Origin of the sequence: Olleya aquimaris, assembly GCF_003259525.1 — a bacterium.
Classification (GTDB): domain Bacteria; phylum Bacteroidota; class Bacteroidia; order Flavobacteriales; family Flavobacteriaceae; genus Olleya; species Olleya aquimaris.
Genome location: NZ_QLLO01000010.1, coordinates 13,928 through 32,589, shown reverse-complemented (window position 1 = coordinate 32,589; position 18,662 = coordinate 13,928). Strand labels below are relative to the sequence as shown.

Genomic DNA, 18,662 nt, shown 5'->3' with positions numbered 1-18,662 from the left:
ACGTATAGAGAAATAAGTTCTCGATACAAAATTGCTGAATAGCAATTTCACTAGAACTGACGTAACAAAAACTAAAAAATGAAAATAGTAATAATAAATTACGGAGCAGGAAACATTAAAAGCATTCAGTTTGCTTTTAAACGCTTAGGTTATGATGCTATATTATCTAATAACCCTGAAGAGATTGAAGCAGCAGATAAAGTTATTTTTCCTGGTGTTGGAGAAGCAAGTAGTGCGATGAGTATGTTAAGAACAAGTGGTTTGGATACTTTAATTCCGACTTTAAAACAACCCGTTTTAGGTATTTGTTTAGGGATGCAATTGATGTGTAACTCTTCAGAAGAGGGTAATACAATAGGATTAGGCATTTTTAATACAGAAGTAAAACGATTTAACAATACCGTTAAAGTGCCACAAATGGGATGGAATACCATTACCAATTTAAAAACAGATTTGTTTAATGGCGTTAAAAACCGTGAGTTTATGTATTGCGTACATAGTTTTTATGCAGAAAATTGTAACCAAAGCATTGCAGTAACTAATTATGGATTAGATTACGCATCTGCTTTACAAAGGGATAATTTTTATGGCGTGCAATTTCACCCAGAAAAAAGCAGTACAGCAGGAGAACAATTATTAAAGAATTTTATAGAGTTAAAATAACTTTTAGCTGTTTGCTGTTAGCCTAACGCTAATAGTCATAAGCCAAAAGCCAAAAGTCAAAATATGAGAATAATACCAGCAATAGATATCATAGACGGGAAGTGTGTTCGTTTAACAAAAGGCGATTACAATACCACTAAAATTTATAACGAAAACCCATTAGAAATAGCTAAACAGTTTGAAGATGCAGGCATCGAGTATTTACACATGGTCGATTTAGATGGTGCCAAAGCAGCACATGTTGTTAATTATCGTGTGTTAGAGCAGGTGGCTTCTAAAACCAATTTAAAAATCGATTTTGGAGGTGGCTTAAAGTCTGATAACGATATTATTACCGCATTCAATTCTGGAGCTAGACAAATAACTGGAGGAAGTATTGCAGTAAAAAACAGAGACATTTTTGAAAGTTGGATTAGTAAATATGGCTCACAAAAAATAATTTTGGGTGCAGATTGTAATAACCAAAAAATAGCCATTAGTGGTTGGTTAGAAGAAAGTAATCTGGATGTCATTCCGTTTATAAAAGACTATCAAAAACAAGGCATTAAATATGTGATTTGCACAGATATTTCAAAAGATGGTATGTTAGAAGGACCTTCTATTGAGTTATATAAAAACATTATTAGTCAATGTAGTAATGGTAGTACAGACCAATCGGTTAAATTAATAGCTTCAGGAGGTGTTACAACTATTCAAGATTTGGAAACGCTTGCAGAAATTGGTTGCGAAGGTGTGATTATTGGAAAAGCACTTTATGAAAACAGAATTACATTAAGAGAATTACAACGATTTATATAAATAGCCTTTAGCTTTTGGGTTTTAGCAGTTAGCTAATCGCCAAAAGCTAAAAGCCAAAAGCCAAAAGATGCTTACAAAACGAATCATACCCTGTCTAGACATTAAAAACGGACGAACCGTAAAAGGTGTCAATTTTGTTAATTTACGTGATGCTGGAGATCCAGTAGAACTGGCTAAACAATATGCTGTAAAAGGTGCGGACGAGCTGGTGTTTTTAGATATTTCAGCCACTTTAGAAGGCAGAAAAACCATGATTGACATGGTGTTACAGGTGGCAGAGCAAGTTAATATTCCGTTTACGGTAGGAGGTGGGATATCTTCTGTAGAAGATGTAGATGTGTTGTTAAAATCTGGTGCAGATAAGGTTTCTATAAATTCTTCAGCAGTAAAAAGACCTGAATTAATTAACGAGTTGGCAAACAAATTTGGAAGTCAATGTGTGGTGGTAGCAATAGACGCCAAACAAATAGATAGCGAATGGAAAGTACACTTAGCAGGTGGAAGTATACCAACTAATTTAGATTTATTTGAATGGGCTAAAGAGGTAGAACAAAGAGGAGCAGGAGAAATATTATTTACTTCCATGAATAATGATGGTACCAAAAATGGTTTTGCTAACGAAGCTTTGGCTAAGTTATCTGAAACTTTAAATATTCCAATAATAGCTTCTGGAGGAGCAGGAACTGTACAACATTTTGTGGATACCTTTAAAGAGGGTAAAGCAGATGCTGCTTTGGCTGCTAGTGTGTTTCATTTTGGTGAAATAGCTATAAAAGATTTAAAAGAAGAATTAAGAGATAATAATATAGAAGTACGATTATAATTATATCGTCACTTCGAGTGATTTGTGAAGCATGAACAAATAGTATCGAGAAGTCATTATAAGTTCTCGATACAAAATTGCTAAAAAGCAATTTCACTCGAACTGACGAGTCCTAAATACATATAACAGAATGAACATAAATTTCAATAAAAATAACGACGGATTAGTACCAGCAATTATTCAGGATGCACAAACAAAAAATGTATTGATGTTAGGCTACATGAATCAAGAGGCTTTTAACAAAACTATGGAAACCAATTTGGTAACGTTTTATAGCAGAACTAAAAATCGTTTATGGACTAAAGGTGAAGAAAGTGGCAACGTGTTACATTTAGTAGATATAAAACTAGATTGTGATAATGACACACTACTCATTCAAGTCAATCCAAATGGTCCAACCTGCCATAAAGGAAGTGACACCTGTTGGGATGAAGCCAATACAGAGACTTTTGGATTTATTTCAAAATTAGAAAACACCATAGAAAACCGTGTAAAAACTGGAGATGCTTCAACCTCTTATGTAGCTTCACTATTTGCTTCAGGTATAAATAAAATCGCTCAAAAAGTAGGAGAGGAAGCTGTAGAAGTAGTTATTGAGGCTAAAGACCAAAACGATGGTTTATTTTTAAATGAAAGTGCCGATTTATTATTTCATTATTTAATGTTGTTGCAAGCTAAAGGGTTTAAACTAAAAGATGTGGTGACAGTTTTAAAAGAAAGAGAACAATAAAAAAAGGCATCAAATTGATGCCTTTTTTTATGTGTATATTTTGTTAGCTAATCCAGCCTTTTTGTACAAATAGTCTAGCCAAAACAACAAAAACTATAGCAAAAACTATAATCATTATGGTCATTACCATACTACTAACATAATTGTTGATTAGTAAATAACTCATTTGTACAATCACTGCTAACAGTGATAATAACATTAAAGTATAGCCTAATTTTTTTCGTAATAAAATAAATACAAAAGCAAAAAACCCAGCAAATACTGCAATAGCAAATGCTGCGGTAACCCAAGATGGTGTATTGGCTACAATATTTATTTGTTCTTCTGTGTACATGCTTCTAAAACTTTCGGTATTGTAAGCTTGTTGTAAATAAGCATTGACTCCCATTCCGTTCCAAATTAGTCCAATTACTGCGACTATCCAGAACCAAATTGGTGGTTTTTGTGTGGTGGTTGTTGACATAATTTTTATTTTTTAGTTAGTTAATAAGTTTCAATTTATAAAAATTTTGCGAGATGCTTGCTAAAACTGTATTTTCGACGTTCAATAATTATTATGCAAAAAAAGTATTTCTACGTTATTACTATTCAATATTTGGGTTATCGGTTTCATGGTTGGCAAAAACAGCCAAACCTAAAAACTTTGCATTTAATGATTGATCGTACGCTTAACTTCATTTTAGAAAAAAAGAAATTTAAAACGCTTACTTCTGGTCGTACAGATGCAATGGTAAGTGCAGAACAAGCTGCATTCGAGTTGTTTTTAGAAGAACCTATTGAAGATTTTGATGCCTTTTTAGCATTGTTTAATTATAATTTACCTCAGGATATTCGAGCTAAAACTATTAGAGAAGTAGATCAAGATTTTAATATTATACAACACTCTAAAGTTAAAGAATACTTGTATTTGTTTGCTTTTGGAAACAAATTTCATCCGTTTTGTGCACCAATATTAACGACTATTTTAGACAATCTAGATATAGATTTAATGCAACAAGGAGCCAAGCTTTTTGAAGGCAAACACTATCTTAAAGCCTATTGCTATAAACCTACTGATAATGGGATTTATAACAGAACAATATTAAAATGCGAATTGGTAGAAAATAATATCTATACTGCCAATTTTTTTCCAGAAAAAAGTTATATGTTGCGAGTAAAGGGTAAAGGATTTATGCGTAATCAAATCCGATTAATGATGGGTACCTTGATAGAATTAGGTCAAGGTAAACGTACCTTACAAGATATTGAAGCTAGCTTAAAACCAGACTATAAATACAACATGCAATATATTGCTCCAGCTTCAGGGTTAATATTAAATTCTATTGAATTTGAATAACCATAATTGATTCTTACCCTTTAAATATCTTCTTTTTAATTTTTCAAATTATCTTATAATACCGCTTATTTATTAGCCATTATTGAAATTCTATAACAATCAAAAAAAATCTTATAACAGATTTGCTTGATTTGTGATGCATCTTTGCATTAAAAGGATTACAAACGTTAAAAACAAAAAAAATGAGCTATTTAAATATCAACGACGAAAAATTAGTACCTGTAGTAAAAGAATTAAATTTATTACTAGCTAATTACCACATATATTATCAAAAGCTTAGAAGCTTTCATTGGAATGTTCTTGGAAAAAACTTTTTTGATTTGCACAATCAATTTGAAGACATGTACAACGATGCAAAAGTAAAAATTGATGAAATAGCCGAACGCATTCTAACTTTAAGACACCATCCTTTAAGCAAATTAAACGATTATTTAAGACTATCTAAAATCTCTGAAGCATCTGCTATGGTAACAGACCAAGAGATGGTGACAGAATTGTTAAACGACCATAAAATTATTTTAGAGCAAATGTCTCTAGTAATTAAAAATGCAGAAGCGGCTAATGACGAGGGTACCATAGATTTAATGGGTGCCTACATAAGAGAATTAGAAAAAACCAGCTGGATGCTAAATGCATGGTCAAAAGACACCTCAAAGCAACTTAATAAAATGAATAAAGCCAGTTAAACTAGCTTAAATACACAACATTAATTACCAATTTAAAAACTTAAACTCACGCATATGAAATCTCAACTAACCGAAGCCTATAATTTACTAATCGAAAAATTAGAAGGTTGGTTTAATCTAATTATAACAAACATCCCAAATTTAGTATTAGCCATCTTAGTATTGGCTACTTCATATTTTGTTGCTAAATATGTCAACAAATATGTATCTAAGCTAGTTGCAAAACGTGTACAAGAAAATTCTATTACTAACATGATAGGTCGTCTATCTGCAGTAGTAGTAGTACTTGCTGGATTATTTTTAGCTTTAGGAATCTTAAATTTAGGAAAAACATTAACTTCATTATTAGCAGGTGCAGGTGTAGCTGGTTTGGCTATAGGACTTGCTTTACAAGGGACATTATCTAACACCTTTGCTGGTATAGTATTGTCATTTAGAAAAAAAATACAAATAGGACATTGGGTTGAAACTAATGGATTTTCTGGTGAAGTCATGGACATCAACCTGAAAGATTTTACCTTAAAAGAGGCAGATAACAACATGGTTGTTATTCCAAATAAATTGATTTTAGAAAATCCACTTAAAAACTATACGTTAACTACAAGAATGCGAATCTTTTTAGAATGTGGAGTAGGCTACGAGTCTGATTTAGATCTTGTAGAAAAATTAACTAAAGAAACCATTTGCAACACATTTGATCAAATTGAATCTCCGGATGATGTTGAGTTTTATTACACAGAATTTGGAGGAAGCTCTATAAACTATTTATGTAGATTTTGGATTGATGCCGAAAATGCTTTAGAAAAACTAAGAGCTAAAAGCAAAGCTATTATAGAAGTTAAGAAAGCCTATGATAAAGAGGATATCAATATACCGTTTCCTATTAGAACATTACAATTTGATAATAAATTAGACTTTGAAATGCCAGAAATGGATAACAAGCAATTTTCTAATAATTAGTAACATTCAAATTATATAACATAACGACTAAATGATGTAACACAAACCCCTTTAATTAGTTGCATCTTTGAAGTAAGAAATTAATTAACCATTTAAAACCAAAAATCATGAAAAAATTAGCTTATACCTTTTTAATTCTATTTTCAGTATCAATAGTATTGACTGGTTGCAGAGAAGAAAAATCAACAGGAGAAAAAGTTGAAGATGCTGTAGAAAGTGTTGCAGACGATGTTGAAGATACTGTAGACTAAAAAAATTGCTAGAAAAGAAAAAGAAAAATTTAGAATTATTTACTAACCCTTAAAACACAAAAATTATGTTACGTTGGACAATCACATTTATTATTATTGCAATTATAGCTGGAATCTTAGGATTTGGAGGTATAGCAGGAGCATCTGCAGGAATTGCTAAAATTTTATTCTTCATTTTTATAGTATTATTTTTACTATCACTTATCAAAGGTGGCGTGAAGAGCTAAATTTAAGACATTAACTATAGTATGTTTGTTAACTGAAAATTAGTTTAGAAGCAAAAATAAGAAGCAAGCATACAGTAGTTACATTTCAAGTATATTACCCAATCAAATACAATATTATTAAATACTATTTGATTAATAGCAAAGTCTCGATTTACAATCGAGACTTTTTTTGTACTTTAGAATGATAAATATTAATCATGACAGAAACTATTCCAAGAGAAACTTTCACTTTTTTAAAAGATCTAGAAAAAAACAATAATCGAGACTGGTTTAACGAGCACAAAAGTGCTTTTAAAGAAATAGAATCTGAGATTAAACAAGTCTACAATCAGTTGTTTCAAATGTTAAATAAGCATGACGAGATTGATAAAGTCAAGCTATTTAGAATTTATAGAGATGTTAGGTTTTCTAAAAACAAATTACCATACAAAACCCATTTTGGTGGTTCTTTTAACCGAGTAAAGCCAAGATTGAGAGGTGGTTACTACTTACATATTCAACCTAATAACGAGAGTTTTATAGCTACTGGTTTTTGGGAACCTTCAAAAGAGGATTTATTAAGAATTAGAAAAGAGTTTGAAATGGACGATCAAGACATGCGTGATATTTTAAATAATAAATCATTTAATTCTGTTTGGGGTGGTTTTGTGGGTGACGAGCTTAAAACAGCACCTAAAGGTTTTGATAAAGATCATCCTGCTATAGATTTAATTAGACGAAAACAATTTATTTTCACAAAAAAATATACAGATAAAGAGGTGCTATCTTCTAACTTTTTAAAAGAGGTAAATCAAGCGTTTAAAGCTATACGACCATTTTTTGATTATATGAGTGAGGTGCTAACCACAGATTTAAATGGAGTTTCTCTAATTAAATAACATCTGTAACTGTATATTTTGTTCCGTTAAACTCAAACGTATCCCCTTTTTGTTTTTGTTTTAGCAATTGGCCAATTGGTGATTGTAACGATATGGCGTAATAAGTTTCATTATCAAGTTCAATTTTTCCAATGCTAATAGATATAAAAAAATGAAGGCTATCTGTTTTTACTAAACTTCCTAATGCTGCATTAGGAGAAAGTAAATTAGTTTTAACCAGTTTTAAATACTCTTGTGTTTTTCTGGCATCGTTTAAATAACCATTATTTTTTTCAAGATCGTTTAAAAGCTTACCATTTCCAGCATCGTCATCTTCAGAATTGCCTTTATCATTACTTTCAATAGATTCTTTTATTAATTCTATTTCGTTTTTGTAATCCAATATGCGTTTTTCTACATAGGCATTACACACTTGCAAAAGTTGTTGTTTTATGGTCATATAGGGCTAAACCGCTTTTAATATATCTGCATTTTCAAATAACTGAATACTACTTTGTAAACGCTGTTTTACAATGTTCATCATACGTTTATTAAGTGAAGACGAGTTTTTGATGTAAAGCTCATATTCTTCAGTAGTAAATTGCCCAATTACAATTCCTTTTAAGCTATTTCTAAATTTGATGTCTTTATGGATAGCGTTATCAATATAATTCAGGCGTTTTTCAATAGTTAATTGATAAAATACATTTTTATGTTTGACAATGTAATTTTTAAAAACCGATACAAATAAATCGTTTTGCAGTTTAATTATAGGACGTAAAGTAATGTTCTGAAAACGCTCATCATCACTCATATTGTCAGATAATTTAATAGATAAAATTACAGGTCTAATAGCCAAAAGTTGCTCGTCTCGTGTAGTCATGGTAATTTGTTTTATTAAAAATATCGATAAAAAACACCAATGCAAGCATCGATAAAATTACTTTTTAACCGCTTTGTTAACAATTAGGTTATTGTATTTTTGTGTAAAGAATTAAAACCATGAGATTTCATACCAGAAAATGGGTAAAACCAGAAGATTTAAACCCAAACGGAACCTTATTTGGAGGTCAACTTTTAGCTTGGATAGATGAAGAAGCTGCTTTATATACAGTTGTACAATTAGAAAATAATAAAGTAGTCACTAAATATATGAGTGAAATTAACTTTATGAGCAAAGCTGTTAAAGGTGATATAATTGAAATAGGGATGGAGGTTCAAAAATTTGGACGTTCTTCAATAACCTTAAATTGCGAGGTAAGAAACATGCGTACACGCGAAACTATTATTACGGTAGATAATATCATAATGGTTAATCTAGACGAACATGGTAACCCAAAACCACACGGAAAAACTAAAATTGAGTTTGTAAAGGATAGATTGAATAATTAACTATTCAGCCAACAACTCTTTAATACGTTGCTCTAGCTTTCGTCCAGATATTTTCTCGCTAGCAATGCGTCCTTTTTTGTCAATTAGTAGCTTAAATGGAATACTCTCTACGCCATATCTAAAGGCAATGGATTTGTTTTTATCTAATATATGATACTCCCAATTTAGGTTATCTACATTTATGGCTGTAATCCATTCGGCTTGACCTTTATCTTCGCTAATACTCATAATTTCAAACCCATCCGCATTGTATTTGTTGTATAAGGCTACCAAATTTGGGTTAGATGCACGACAAGGACCACACCAACTTGCCCAAAAGTCAAGCAAAATAACTTTACCACGAGGAATAGAGTTTAAGGACATGGTTTCGCCATATGGGTTTTGACCACTTAAACTATATGCTTTTGGTCTGTATTCCTCATAAGTTGTTGCAACAGTTTCTGCTTTTACAGGTATAGGTTTAGCAACATAGTTTTCTTTTTCTTTAATTAAACTATCTATTGCTTTTACTGAGGCTAAACTTTTAATTTCTGGCGATAAACTATTGTAAAACTCTCTTAATTTTTGATGTCCATACGCATCAATATTTTCTTTAATAATTAAAGTAGAATAATAAGAGTTTGGATGATCTTTTATAAACTGCATGGTATAATCGCTAGTTTGCTTAAACAAAGCAGATCGGTCTTTTCTAAGTTTAGAAATACTTTTATTAGAAAAATCGCCTTTTAAATTATAGTATAAACCCACACCTTTATTTCTAAAATCATACATTTTTTTAGTGTATGCTGCATAATCTTTTTGAACCGAAGTAGAAGAGTAGCTTGATGAGTTTTCTATAGTTTCATTTAAAAAGACATCTATTTTAGAAGCATCAACAAGTAATCTAAAACGCTTATTACTTAAATTGCTGGATAAGCTGTAATAATCTGGAGTGTCAATATGCCCTTTAAACTGAAATTGTTTATCAACAACAGTAACCGAGTCTATAATAATTGGAATTCTATTTTTTATTTTGTGTAAATAAACTGTAGTAAGTGCATCGCTAAAACTGTGTCCATTAATTAAAAATTGATTGTCAAATAGTACTGTTTCTTGTTTAGTAGTGTTAACAACATCAGGTGTTGTTGAAGGCTGTTTTTTTGAAGTAAAAGAGTCACAATTAAAAAGTAAAAGACAGGCTAAAAGCAGAGAGAGTCTAGTAAAAATGTTCATAATGAATGAGTTAACCATTCAATATTACTATTTTTTATTCAACAATTTAAGACTTCAAATATTTTTTATCAACATAGAAAGTTCCAAAAGGTAGGATAGAGGCTAACAAAATAATACTAAAATCTTTATTTGACCATTGTTGTTCTGGTTTTAATAAAAACGCTAATGCTATGTAAGCTACAAATAATAATCCATGTGGCATACCTAGTAATTTTACATAAAAATCATCTCCAGATGGTAGTCTTTTGTATATGGCTGCAGCCATTAATAATAAGTAAGAGACACCTTCTAATAAGGCAACAATACGGAATGTGTTTAGCATAATAAGTAACTTTATTACAAAGATAAATATTGTTTTGCTAATTATGATTTTACATTGGATTTATCATTAATTTCGTTAGTTTAATTTTACTATGGACACGACTAGAAAATCAATATTAATTATTCTTTCTTTTTTCTCTATTTATGTTATTTGGGGATCCACTTATATGTTTAATAAAATAGTTGTCCAGGAAGTACAACCACTATACTTAGCATCTGTAAGGTTTTTTTGTTCTGCAATTTTAATATTATGTATCGCTTTATTTATGAAGCTGTCTCTAAAAATTACATTAAAACAACTTAAAAATTCTGTTATTATTGGATTTTTATTTCTTGTTTATGGTAATGGAGTTTTTGTTTGGGCTTTAAAATATGTAGATAGTGGTTTTGCAGCCTTAATAGCAGCCACACAACCCTTATTTGTAATTTTATTAATGCGTGTTTTAAATGGTTTTCAAATTAAGACTAAAGCTTTGATAGGTGTAGTATTAGGATTAATTGGGATGTACCTTTTAGTTTCCCAAGAGGGCTTATTAATAAATCAAGATAGCATTATTGGAATTGTTCTTATGTTTACTTGTGTTTTAAGTTGGAGCTACGGAAGTATTTTTGTGTCTAAAGCAGATTTGCCAAAAAGTTACCTTGTCACTACTGGATACCAAATGATTATAGCTAGTGCCATGCTAATTGTATTAAGTTTTTGTTTTAACGAGACTTGGTCTGCACCAAGTACTTGGAGTACCAATGCGCAATGGTCAATGGTATTACTTATAATTTTTGGAGGTGTTGTAGCATTTACAGCCTTTAATTATTTACTAAAAGAAGTTTCTACAGAAAAAGTAGCCACGTCTGCATATGTTAATCCAGTTATAGCATTATTTTTAGGATGGTACGTCCTAGAAGAACAACTAAGCACACAATCTATTGTTGCAGCTTTCATCTTGCTTTTAGGTGTGTATTTTATAAATTCTAAGAAGAAATTTGTCCCACTTTCTAGATTAAGAAAATAATATTTATTACTAAGTATAATTACTTCATATACAATTAATTAAAAAGTTACTATCTTTGTAACTCATTTAAGCAAGTAAACCTTTCCTTTTTCTCACCTGGCAAGTAGTATAGAATCGTTAAGCAGAACATAGCTTTTTATTACTTTCTGTTAAATGAATTCATTTTAAAACCTATTTAATAACGCTAATGGCAAAATCACAACAAACATTTAATAAAAGTGAAAAAGAAAAAAAACGCTTAAAGAAAAGAGAAGATAAGCGTAAAAAAATGGAGGCTAGAAAAGCCGAAAAAGAAGCAAATGGAGGCTCTGATGGTATCCAATTTGCATATGTAGACTTTAATGGTAATTTGGTAGATACTCCACCAGATCCAGAATTAAAGGAGAAGATTGATGCAGAAGAAATTGTTTTAGGTGTACCTAAAAAAGTGGAAGGCGAAGAAGAAGATCCAGTAAGAAACGGTAAAGTATCCTTTTTTGATACCTCTAAAGGGTTTGGATTTATTATAGATACAGAAAATAACGAGAAATATTTCTGTCACGTTAGTGGTTTAGTAGATCAAATTGCAGAAAATGATAAAGTATCTTTTGAACTTGAAAGAGGAATGAAGGGTATGAATGCTGTAAAAGTTAAGAAGATATAAGTTAAATAACATATTATTAAATATTCAACCTCTTTAAAGCATTTTAAAGAGGTTTTTTTATTATTGATAGATATTGGAATGATAAATGTGATTGTTTTTGTATTTTAAAACTCATTTTAGGAGGATGAAAAATAATGGCGTTTTATTATTATTTTGTTGTCTATCAAGTCTAGCTTATTTAATGAGTCCTAGTATTGGTAGCTCAACTATATGCGCTTATTCATCTGTTTTACCTGAAACATCACAGGTTTTCAAAACTACATCAACTAATACTTTTTCTAAAACAACCTTCAATAGTTTTGAAGATAATAATGCAACACAAACCAATAGTTTAGATTGTACTAATTTAATTAGTCCATTTAATACAGAAACTAATGTATCTATCGTAACCGATTTAAGTTGGACCATAGTTGCAGCCTCCAGTGGATATTTACTTACCGTAGGCTCCACTTGTGGAGGAAATGATGTTTTAGATAATTTTGATGTAGGTCCAATTCCATTTTATACGTTTACTACACCGTTATTGCCAAATACCCAATATTATGTTACAGTAACCCCTTATAATACCTCAGAAAGCGCAATAGGTTGTACAGAAGAAACTTTTGTCACAGGATCGCAAATACCAATTTGTGCTGCGCTTTCCAATCCAATTAATGGAGCTGTAGATGTTTCACTATCTACAGATATTTCTTGGAATGCAGTCGATTTAGCAGAAGGATATTATTTAACAATAGGACTGACTTCCGGTGGTACAGAATTAGTAAATAATATAAATGTTGGAAATGTTACCACTTACAATTTCCCAAATGATTTATTACCATTAACAGAGGTGTTTGTAACCATAATACCTTACAATAGTTATGGGTCTCCTTCGGGTTGCCAAGAGCAAAGCTTTACTACCAAACTGTCTTTACCAATAGAGCCAGACTGTAGCGATATAATATTCCCTACAAATAATGCAATAGATGTACCATTAACTTCTAGTTTATCTTGGCAAGCAATAACCAACGTAGAAGGTTATATGTTAACCATTGGAACGTCTTCAAATAGTTCTGATACTTTAAATAATTTAGATGTTGGTGATGTTACAACTTATAACTTGACAGGTGTTTTAGAGGCTAATACAGCATATTATGTGACAATTATTCCTTATAATGATTTTGGAAACGCAACTGGTTGTTTAGAAGTCTTTTTTACTACAGAAGATGTCATTCCTGAATGTACTTATTTAATTTCCCCATATAATGGCGAATTTGATGTACTTGAAAATACAAGTATAACATGGTATTCTGTAAATAATGCTAATGGATATTCACTTAGCTTAGGTACAACTATTAATGGTACAGACTTAGTAAACAATCTAGATGTGTTTGATACAAGTTATACGCCTATTTTAGATTGGCCTGAAGGCGAAACTATTTATGTATCAATTACACCTTATAATGATGTTGGCGAAGCATTTGGTTGTCAACAAGAATCCTTTACCATTATAGACTACCCAATACATGCACCATCTTTTTTTACAGCTAATGGAGATGCATATAATAATACCTGGAAAGTTACTGATACTGAACATGAAGTCAAACAAATTTTCATCTTTGATCGTTATGGTAAACTGCTAAAAACTATAACCAATACAAATGAAGGTTGGGATGGTACTTTTAAAGGTAGCAAACTTCCCACAGACGACTATTGGTATTTTATAGAACTGTTTGATGGTCGAACGCAAAAAGGACATTTTACGTTAAAACGATAACCTGAGCTATAAATTAGTTATATCCACTAAAACTCTTCTATCTTTGTGCAAAATTTAAATGTATGTCACAACAATTTTCTAGTTTAGGTATTAATAAAGCGTTACAAGGTCGTTTAGTAGACTTGCAAATAACAGTTCCAACTACTATTCAAAAACAAGTAATACCTGTAATTCTTAACAAAACAGAAGATGTTGTCGCGATAGCAAAAACAGGAACCGGAAAAACTGCAGCTTTCGGGTTACCATTATTGCAATTAGTTAACCCTGAAAACACCAGCATTCAAGCAGTGATTTTAGCACCAACAAGAGAGTTAGGGCAGCAAATATTTAAACACTTAGAAGATTTTAATTCAGACACTTTAAATGTGTCAATTGCTGGAGTATTTGGAGGAATTCCAATAAAACCACAAATAGAACGCTTAAAACACACCACACAAATTGTCGTAGCAACTCCAGGTCGTTTGGCAGATTTGATAGATAAAAATGCTATTGACTTAAAAGAGGTTAGCTATTTTGTTTTAGATGAAGCAGATGAAATGGTTACCGCACACAAAGAAGGTGTAGATGTTATTATAAAAACATTACCCAAGTCTAGACGTACGATGTTATTTACTGCAACATTACCAGGAACTATTAAGCAACTCATACAAAATAGTTTATCCAAAAAGGTTATTACTATTGAGGCAGATATGGACACGGTTGGTCATCAAGGTGTAGACCATCAATATGTGGTTGTGGAGCCTATTGAAAAACTAAATGTGTTGATGCATTTTTTAAATGCTAACCATGGTCAGCGTGGTATTATCTTTTGTAAAACTAAAGCAGCAGTTAATAAACTGGCTAAAAACTTAGCAATTAATAAATTTTCGTCTGGTGCTTTACATGGTAGCTTGTCTCAAGGGATTCGTGATCGCATCATGGAACAGTTTAGAGCAGAGCACATCAATATTCTAGTAGCTACAGATTTAGCTGCACGAGGTATAGATGTTAAAGATCTTGCGTTTGTGGTAAATTACCATTTACCAGATACTTACGAGGCTTATGTGCATAGAAGTGGTCGTACAGCTAGAGCAGGAGCAAAGGGGTTAGCTTTAAGTGTGATCCAGGAAGACGAAGTACAAGATATTCCAGAGTTTGAAGATGAATTAGGCATTACTTTTAAAGAATACAAAAAAGCAGATGCACAAAGTATCGAAGAAAATAATGGTTTACTTTGGGCTAGACGTATTTTTAAAACGAAGCCTAACAGAGACGTTTCAGAAGAATTTAAAGCAAAAATTAAAACTATATTTCATCACCTAACAAAAGAAGAATTAGTAGATAAAATTTTAGCAAATTACATTGCTGAAACTAAAACTATAGCTGAAAAACCTGAGGTTGTAAAACCAAAAAAGAAAAAATAAAAAATGGGTCATTACATCAAAGCACAGCAAGACATATTAGATAAACTTAACATTAAAGCGCTTAATCCAATGCAGGAAGAAGCGTTATTGTCTATTACTAGTACTGCAAATACAGTTTTACTATCTCCAACCGGAACAGGTAAAACGGTAGCTTTTTTATTACCTACTATAGCAGCTTTAGATAAAGACAACCCTAATGTTCAGTTGTTAATTTTAGTGCCTTCACGTGAGCTAGCTATTCAGATAGAACAAGTTATTCGTACAATGGGTTCTGGTTTTAAAGCCAATGCGGTGTATGGTGGCAGACCATTTAGCAAAGACAAAATAGACTTAGCGCACACTCCAGCAATATTAGTAGGTACTCCTGGTCGAGTAGCAGACCATTTAAGACGTGAAACATTTTTAGTGGAGGATATTACAACTTTGGTTTTAGACGAATTTGATAAATCTCTAGAAGTTGGTTTTGAAAAAGAAATGAGCGAAATTATAGCAAGTCTTCCAAAAATTTCAAAACGTATTTTAACCTCTGCAACTCAAGATATAGAAATCCCACGTTTTGTAGGATTACAAAACGAATTAGTGATTGATTACTTAGATACTAAAGACTCTAATTTAGAGATTAAAACAGTATTGTCTCCAGATAAAAATAAGTTACAAACGTTAGTAGATTTACTACATGATATTGGTAATAAACCAGGTATCATCTTTTGTAATTTTAAAGATACGATTCAATTTGTTAGCGATTTTTTAAATAAAAACAACATTCCGCATGGTTGTTTTCAAGGTGGTATGGAGCAAATAGATCGTGAGCGCGCTTTAATAAAATTTAGAAACGGAACACACCAAATTATTATCGCTACAGACTTAGCTGCTCGTGGATTAGATATACCAGAGCTTAACTTTATCATTCATTACCAATTACCTTTAAAGGCTGAAGAATTTACACACAGAAACGGTCGAACTGCACGAATGAATGCACAAGGGACAGCCTATGTGTTGCAATGGGAAGGAGAGACCATACCCGATTTTATTAAAACAGATGACGTAGTAACTCCTAAAGGCATTGTAAAAACCTTAGAAACACCATGGACTACTTTATTTATTTCAGGAGGACGAAAAGATAAAATCTCTAAAGGAGATATTGCAGGCTTGTTTTTTAAACAAGCTAATCTTAACAAAAACGAATTAGGAGTTATCGAGTTAAAACAAGATTGTGCATTTGTTGCTATACCAAAAGCTAAAGTCAACCAAGTTATTAGTGATACTAACAATACAAGACTTAAGAAGAAAAAGGTGCGTGTTCAAGAAGTATAATTAAAAAACTAAGTTTTGGGAAATATGCTAATTAAAATTAGTGTGATTTTTTTTTATAATAGTATTATTTAGCTAATCACAATTAGCAAATATATAATCAATACTGATTTAAAACACACATATAAAAACTTAGGCTATAATTTCTTTACTTCTTTAGGTTAAATAAAAAAAAACATTAATTTTAACTTAGATAAAATAGGACTATGAATATTATTAAACGTAACAATGTTAAGATTCTTGGTCAAGGTAAAAAAACAATGCTGTTAGCACATGGATTTGGATGTGATCAAAACATGTGGCGTTTTATAATACCGGCATTTGAAGATGACTTTAAAATTGTTGTATTTGATTATGTTGGTTGCGGAAAATCGGACCTATCTGCTTACCATGCAGAACGCTATTCTGAGTTACAAGGCTATGCACAAGACGTCCTAGAAATATGCAATACACTTCAACTAGAAGATGTTACATTTGTTGGACACAGTGTGAGTTGTATGATAGGTGTATTGGCAGCTATAGAACAGCCAAATTTTTTCTCTAATTTAATTTTTATTGGACCATCAGCATGTTATGTAAATGATACTAACTATTTAGGCGGTTTTTCACGTCAAGACCTAGAAGGCTTATTAGATGTCATGGATAATAATTATTTAGGTTGGGCAACATATTTAGCACCTGTGGTTATGAAAAATGAAGACAAGCCTGAGTTAACTAAAGAGCTTCAAGATAGTTTCTGTTCTACAGATCCAATCATTACACGTAAGTTTGCCGAAGTCACTTTTTTCTCAGACAATAGAGAAGATCTCAGTCAGCTTTCAAAACCGTGTTTGGTCATGCAGTGTTCTGAAGATGCAATTGCACCAGATACAGTAGGGCAATATATCCACAATCAAATTCAAGACAGTACATTTGTGAAAATGAAGGCGACAGGTCATTGTCCCCATTTAAGTCATCCAAAAGAAACTATAGCCATTATAAAAAATTATCTAAAAACGCACGATCATTAATCATAACTCTACAAATCAATCGTCCTGGCAAAGTATCTTTGAGGAGACTCCATGCTTTTTATTTTCTATTTCCGACACCGGAAAAATTATGAAAATGAATCTTGAATTACGAACAAAATTAGGAGTAGAAGCAGAGCAGGTTATAGGTTGCCAATTGGAAGATTTACTTACCGTAGGTAGTAAAATATTTTACCAAACACATTTTTATCCCTTAATTAAAATGCAAAACTCTGCTCGCGAAATTTACCTTGTATTTAAAGGTGTCGACAAGCAAATACCTGCGTTATTAAATGTGGAAGTAAAGCAAAATAATGGTGAAGTAGAAATACTTTGTGGTGGTATCGAAATTTCAAATCGAAATAAATTTGAAAAAGAACTTTTAGATGCCAAAAAAGCAGCAGAAGTTGCGTTAGCAGAAAACGTAGAGCTTACAAAAGCTAAAAATAAGTTACAAGAACAGCAAACTATTTTAGAATTAAAATACCGAGAAGTAAAGTTACTAAAAGAACAGCAACAGGAAGTATATAAACTTATTGCACATGATCTTCAAGAACCATTACGTAAATCTATATTTATGAGTGATTATGTACTCACTAAATTTAAAGAATTGCCAAGCGAAATTAAAGATCGTTTAAACAAAATTATAGGTTATAATACATACATGAGCGAAATATTGTTAACCTTATTAAGGTATAAGGAGTTAGAACGTGCAAAACTCAACTATAGTTCTATAGCTCTAAACGACATTATAATTAGTGCATCAAATGCTTTACAGCTAAAAGACAATAAACAAGTAGAAATAGTTTACCCCAAAAACAATATTATATTACTAGGAAACGAAAAAATGCTAAGACGCCTTTTTATAGAATTGCTACGTAACTCTATAAAGGAACAAAATCCAGAAAATAACATACTAAACATTACCATTACAGCTGTTAAAACGGTAAAGAATTATTATTTTAATAATAACGAAAAATACCAGTATAAAAAATTTGTAAAAATTATTTATACAGACAATGGTCTAGGATTTAACTATAAACTAGATAAAATCTTACAAAAGACACAGCATTTAAATATGGTAAATATTGGTCTGGCGTATTGTAAGCAAATTGTTGAAAAACATTTAGGTGCTATGGAAGCAAAATCTGTACCTGGCGAAGGTGTTAGCTATACCATCTTACTTCCGTTAGATCTTGAATACGAAGATTTATAATTTAGTCTGGGTTTTGGTGTTATCCTAGCAATTTGATTTTACTACATTATAGCTAATAAA

23 protein-coding genes are annotated in these 18,662 nt (G+C 31.4%); 18 read left to right on the top strand and 5 right to left on the bottom strand.

What is annotated here, in order from left to right:
* Positions 1 to 78 precede the first annotated feature (78 nt).
* The 4 genes from hisH (at position 79) to hisIE (ending at position 3,014) form a co-directional block, all read left to right on the top strand.
* Complete coding sequence (gene hisH, locus LY08_RS12195) at positions 79 to 663, top strand: imidazole glycerol phosphate synthase subunit HisH (protein ID WP_111660729.1); 585 nt, start codon at positions 79 to 81, stop codon at positions 661 to 663.
* Between the two features lie 63 nt (positions 664 to 726).
* A complete protein-coding gene (hisA, locus tag LY08_RS12190) occupies positions 727 to 1,461 on the top strand; it encodes a 1-(5-phosphoribosyl)-5-[(5-phosphoribosylamino)methylideneamino]imidazole-4-carboxamide isomerase (RefSeq protein WP_111660728.1) in 735 nt (244 codons plus the stop codon).
* 67 nt (positions 1,462 to 1,528) lie between these two features.
* The gene (hisF, locus tag LY08_RS12185) at positions 1,529 to 2,284 is read left to right on the top strand and encodes an imidazole glycerol phosphate synthase subunit HisF (RefSeq protein ID WP_111660727.1); all 756 of its coding nucleotides are present in this window, start codon (positions 1,529 to 1,531) and stop codon (positions 2,282 to 2,284) included.
* Between the two features lie 130 nt (positions 2,285 to 2,414).
* Entirely contained in the window at positions 2,415 to 3,014 is a 600-nt protein-coding gene (hisIE, locus tag LY08_RS12180) for a bifunctional phosphoribosyl-AMP cyclohydrolase/phosphoribosyl-ATP diphosphatase HisIE (protein ID WP_111660726.1), read from the top strand.
* 43 nt (positions 3,015 to 3,057) lie between these two features.
* On the opposite strand, the gene LY08_RS12175 is transcribed toward hisIE, so the two are convergent.
* A complete protein-coding gene (locus LY08_RS12175) occupies positions 3,058 to 3,477 on the bottom strand; it encodes a hypothetical protein (protein WP_111660725.1) in 420 nt (139 codons plus the stop codon).
* Positions 3,478 to 3,570: 93 nt separating this feature from the next.
* Here LY08_RS12175 and LY08_RS12170 point away from each other — a divergent pair, with 93 nt between their 5' ends.
* From LY08_RS12170 to LY08_RS12150, 6 genes are all read left to right on the top strand, one after another.
* On the top strand, positions 3,571 to 4,350 hold the full coding sequence (locus LY08_RS12170) for a tRNA pseudouridine synthase A (RefSeq protein ID WP_111660724.1): 780 nt from the start codon (positions 3,571 to 3,573) through the stop codon (positions 4,348 to 4,350).
* Between the two features lie 182 nt (positions 4,351 to 4,532).
* Positions 4,533 to 5,036: a Dps family protein gene (locus LY08_RS12165; RefSeq protein WP_111660723.1), complete on the top strand. Its 504-nt coding sequence runs from the start codon at positions 4,533 to 4,535 to the stop codon at positions 5,034 to 5,036.
* A 54-nt stretch (positions 5,037 to 5,090) separates the two neighbouring features.
* A complete protein-coding gene (locus LY08_RS12160) occupies positions 5,091 to 5,996 on the top strand; it encodes a mechanosensitive ion channel family protein (protein ID WP_111660722.1) in 906 nt (301 codons plus the stop codon).
* A 107-nt stretch (positions 5,997 to 6,103) separates the two neighbouring features.
* The gene (locus tag LY08_RS13580; protein WP_170120612.1) at positions 6,104 to 6,247 is read left to right on the top strand and encodes a hypothetical protein; all 144 of its coding nucleotides are present in this window, start codon (positions 6,104 to 6,106) and stop codon (positions 6,245 to 6,247) included.
* 65 nt (positions 6,248 to 6,312) lie between these two features.
* On the top strand, positions 6,313 to 6,474 hold the full coding sequence (locus LY08_RS12155; RefSeq protein WP_111660721.1) for a DUF1328 domain-containing protein: 162 nt from the start codon (positions 6,313 to 6,315) through the stop codon (positions 6,472 to 6,474).
* Positions 6,475 to 6,671: 197 nt separating this feature from the next.
* Positions 6,672 to 7,352, top strand: coding sequence for a DUF2461 domain-containing protein (locus LY08_RS12150; protein ID WP_111660720.1), 681 nt, complete (start codon positions 6,672 to 6,674; stop codon positions 7,350 to 7,352).
* On the opposite strand, the gene LY08_RS12145 is transcribed toward LY08_RS12150, so the two are convergent.
* Positions 7,345 to 7,791, bottom strand: a complete 447-nt coding sequence (locus LY08_RS12145; RefSeq protein WP_111660719.1) for a transcription elongation factor — start codon at positions 7,789 to 7,791, stop codon at positions 7,345 to 7,347. The two genes, LY08_RS12150 and LY08_RS12145, sit on opposite strands and share 8 nt — an antisense overlap.
* Before the next feature lie 6 nt (positions 7,792 to 7,797).
* Positions 7,798 to 8,214, bottom strand: a complete 417-nt coding sequence (locus LY08_RS12140; protein WP_111660718.1) for a glyoxalase — start codon at positions 8,212 to 8,214, stop codon at positions 7,798 to 7,800.
* A 119-nt stretch (positions 8,215 to 8,333) separates the two neighbouring features.
* Between LY08_RS12140 and LY08_RS12135 the strand changes: the two genes are divergently transcribed.
* Complete coding sequence (locus LY08_RS12135) at positions 8,334 to 8,723, top strand: acyl-CoA thioesterase (protein WP_111660717.1); 390 nt, start codon at positions 8,334 to 8,336, stop codon at positions 8,721 to 8,723.
* On the opposite strand, the gene LY08_RS12130 is transcribed toward LY08_RS12135, so the two are convergent.
* Together LY08_RS12130 and LY08_RS12125 are read right to left on the bottom strand one after the other, a co-directional pair.
* Positions 8,724 to 9,935 carry a TlpA disulfide reductase family protein gene (locus tag LY08_RS12130; RefSeq protein ID WP_158526738.1) on the bottom strand — a complete coding sequence of 404 codons (1,212 nt, stop codon included), beginning with the start codon at positions 9,933 to 9,935 and terminating at the stop codon, positions 8,724 to 8,726.
* Positions 9,936 to 9,981: 46 nt separating this feature from the next.
* Positions 9,982 to 10,257 carry a DUF3817 domain-containing protein gene (locus LY08_RS12125; protein ID WP_111660715.1) on the bottom strand — a complete coding sequence of 92 codons (276 nt, stop codon included), beginning with the start codon at positions 10,255 to 10,257 and terminating at the stop codon, positions 9,982 to 9,984.
* A 91-nt stretch (positions 10,258 to 10,348) separates the two neighbouring features.
* Here LY08_RS12125 and LY08_RS12120 point away from each other — a divergent pair, with 91 nt between their 5' ends.
* The 7 genes from LY08_RS12120 to LY08_RS12090 all read left to right on the top strand — a co-directional run bounded on the left by LY08_RS12120 (position 10,349) and on the right by LY08_RS12090 (position 18,602).
* On the top strand, positions 10,349 to 11,266 hold the full coding sequence (locus LY08_RS12120; protein ID WP_111660714.1) for an EamA family transporter: 918 nt from the start codon (positions 10,349 to 10,351) through the stop codon (positions 11,264 to 11,266).
* 187 nt (positions 11,267 to 11,453) lie between these two features.
* On the top strand, positions 11,454 to 11,909 hold the full coding sequence (locus LY08_RS12115) for a cold-shock protein (protein ID WP_111660713.1): 456 nt from the start codon (positions 11,454 to 11,456) through the stop codon (positions 11,907 to 11,909).
* A gap of 181 nt (positions 11,910 to 12,090) precedes the next feature.
* Positions 12,091 to 13,665: a T9SS type B sorting domain-containing protein gene (locus LY08_RS12110; protein WP_158526737.1), complete on the top strand. Its 1,575-nt coding sequence runs from the start codon at positions 12,091 to 12,093 to the stop codon at positions 13,663 to 13,665.
* A gap of 62 nt (positions 13,666 to 13,727) precedes the next feature.
* Positions 13,728 to 15,068: a DEAD/DEAH box helicase gene (locus LY08_RS12105; protein ID WP_111660711.1), complete on the top strand. Its 1,341-nt coding sequence runs from the start codon at positions 13,728 to 13,730 to the stop codon at positions 15,066 to 15,068.
* 3 nt (positions 15,069 to 15,071) lie between these two features.
* A complete protein-coding gene (locus tag LY08_RS12100; RefSeq protein WP_111660710.1) occupies positions 15,072 to 16,382 on the top strand; it encodes a DEAD/DEAH box helicase in 1,311 nt (436 codons plus the stop codon).
* Positions 16,383 to 16,585: 203 nt separating this feature from the next.
* Complete coding sequence (locus tag LY08_RS12095) at positions 16,586 to 17,389, top strand: alpha/beta fold hydrolase (protein ID WP_111660709.1); 804 nt, start codon at positions 16,586 to 16,588, stop codon at positions 17,387 to 17,389.
* Positions 17,382 to 18,602: a HAMP domain-containing sensor histidine kinase gene (locus tag LY08_RS12090; RefSeq protein WP_317046891.1), complete on the top strand. Its 1,221-nt coding sequence runs from the start codon at positions 17,382 to 17,384 to the stop codon at positions 18,600 to 18,602. Before LY08_RS12095 ends, LY08_RS12090 begins: the two co-directional genes overlap by 8 nt.
* The last annotated feature ends 60 nt before the right edge of the window (positions 18,603 to 18,662 follow it).

Bases quoted from the DNA above. Each gene is read 5' to 3' on its own strand.
- LY08_RS12105 (WP_111660711.1), top strand. From the start codon at position 13,728: ATGTCACAACAATTTTCTAGTTTAGGTATTAATAAAGCGTTACAAGGT.
- LY08_RS13580 (WP_170120612.1), top strand. From the start codon at position 6,104: ATGAAAAAATTAGCTTATACCTTTTTAATTCTATTTTCAGTATCAATA.
- LY08_RS12125 (WP_111660715.1), bottom strand. From the start codon at position 10,257: ATGCTAAACACATTCCGTATTGTTGCCTTATTAGAAGGTGTCTCTTAC.
- LY08_RS12135 (WP_111660717.1), top strand. From the start codon at position 8,334: ATGAGATTTCATACCAGAAAATGGGTAAAACCAGAAGATTTAAACCCA.
- LY08_RS12160 (WP_111660722.1), top strand. From the start codon at position 5,091: ATGAAATCTCAACTAACCGAAGCCTATAATTTACTAATCGAAAAATTA.
- hisA (WP_111660728.1), top strand. From the start codon at position 727: ATGAGAATAATACCAGCAATAGATATCATAGACGGGAAGTGTGTTCGT.
- hisH (WP_111660729.1), top strand. From the start codon at position 79: ATGAAAATAGTAATAATAAATTACGGAGCAGGAAACATTAAAAGCATT.
- LY08_RS12120 (WP_111660714.1), top strand. From the start codon at position 10,349: ATGGACACGACTAGAAAATCAATATTAATTATTCTTTCTTTTTTCTCT.
- LY08_RS12155 (WP_111660721.1), top strand. From the start codon at position 6,313: ATGTTACGTTGGACAATCACATTTATTATTATTGCAATTATAGCTGGA.
- LY08_RS12130 (WP_158526738.1), bottom strand. From the start codon at position 9,935: ATGAACATTTTTACTAGACTCTCTCTGCTTTTAGCCTGTCTTTTACTT.
- LY08_RS12145 (WP_111660719.1), bottom strand. From the start codon at position 7,791: ATGACCATAAAACAACAACTTTTGCAAGTGTGTAATGCCTATGTAGAA.
- LY08_RS12175 (WP_111660725.1), bottom strand. From the start codon at position 3,477: ATGTCAACAACCACCACACAAAAACCACCAATTTGGTTCTGGATAGTC.
- LY08_RS12150 (WP_111660720.1), top strand. From the start codon at position 6,672: ATGACAGAAACTATTCCAAGAGAAACTTTCACTTTTTTAAAAGATCTA.
- LY08_RS12115 (WP_111660713.1), top strand. From the start codon at position 11,454: ATGGCAAAATCACAACAAACATTTAATAAAAGTGAAAAAGAAAAAAAA.
- hisF (WP_111660727.1), top strand. From the start codon at position 1,529: ATGCTTACAAAACGAATCATACCCTGTCTAGACATTAAAAACGGACGA.
- LY08_RS12100 (WP_111660710.1), top strand. From the start codon at position 15,072: ATGGGTCATTACATCAAAGCACAGCAAGACATATTAGATAAACTTAAC.
- LY08_RS12165 (WP_111660723.1), top strand. From the start codon at position 4,533: ATGAGCTATTTAAATATCAACGACGAAAAATTAGTACCTGTAGTAAAA.
- LY08_RS12140 (WP_111660718.1), bottom strand. From the start codon at position 8,214: ATGACTACACGAGACGAGCAACTTTTGGCTATTAGACCTGTAATTTTA.
- LY08_RS12095 (WP_111660709.1), top strand. From the start codon at position 16,586: ATGAATATTATTAAACGTAACAATGTTAAGATTCTTGGTCAAGGTAAA.
- LY08_RS12110 (WP_158526737.1), top strand. From the start codon at position 12,091: ATGAGTCCTAGTATTGGTAGCTCAACTATATGCGCTTATTCATCTGTT.
- hisIE (WP_111660726.1), top strand. From the start codon at position 2,415: ATGAACATAAATTTCAATAAAAATAACGACGGATTAGTACCAGCAATT.
- LY08_RS12170 (WP_111660724.1), top strand. From the start codon at position 3,571: ATGCAAAAAAAGTATTTCTACGTTATTACTATTCAATATTTGGGTTAT.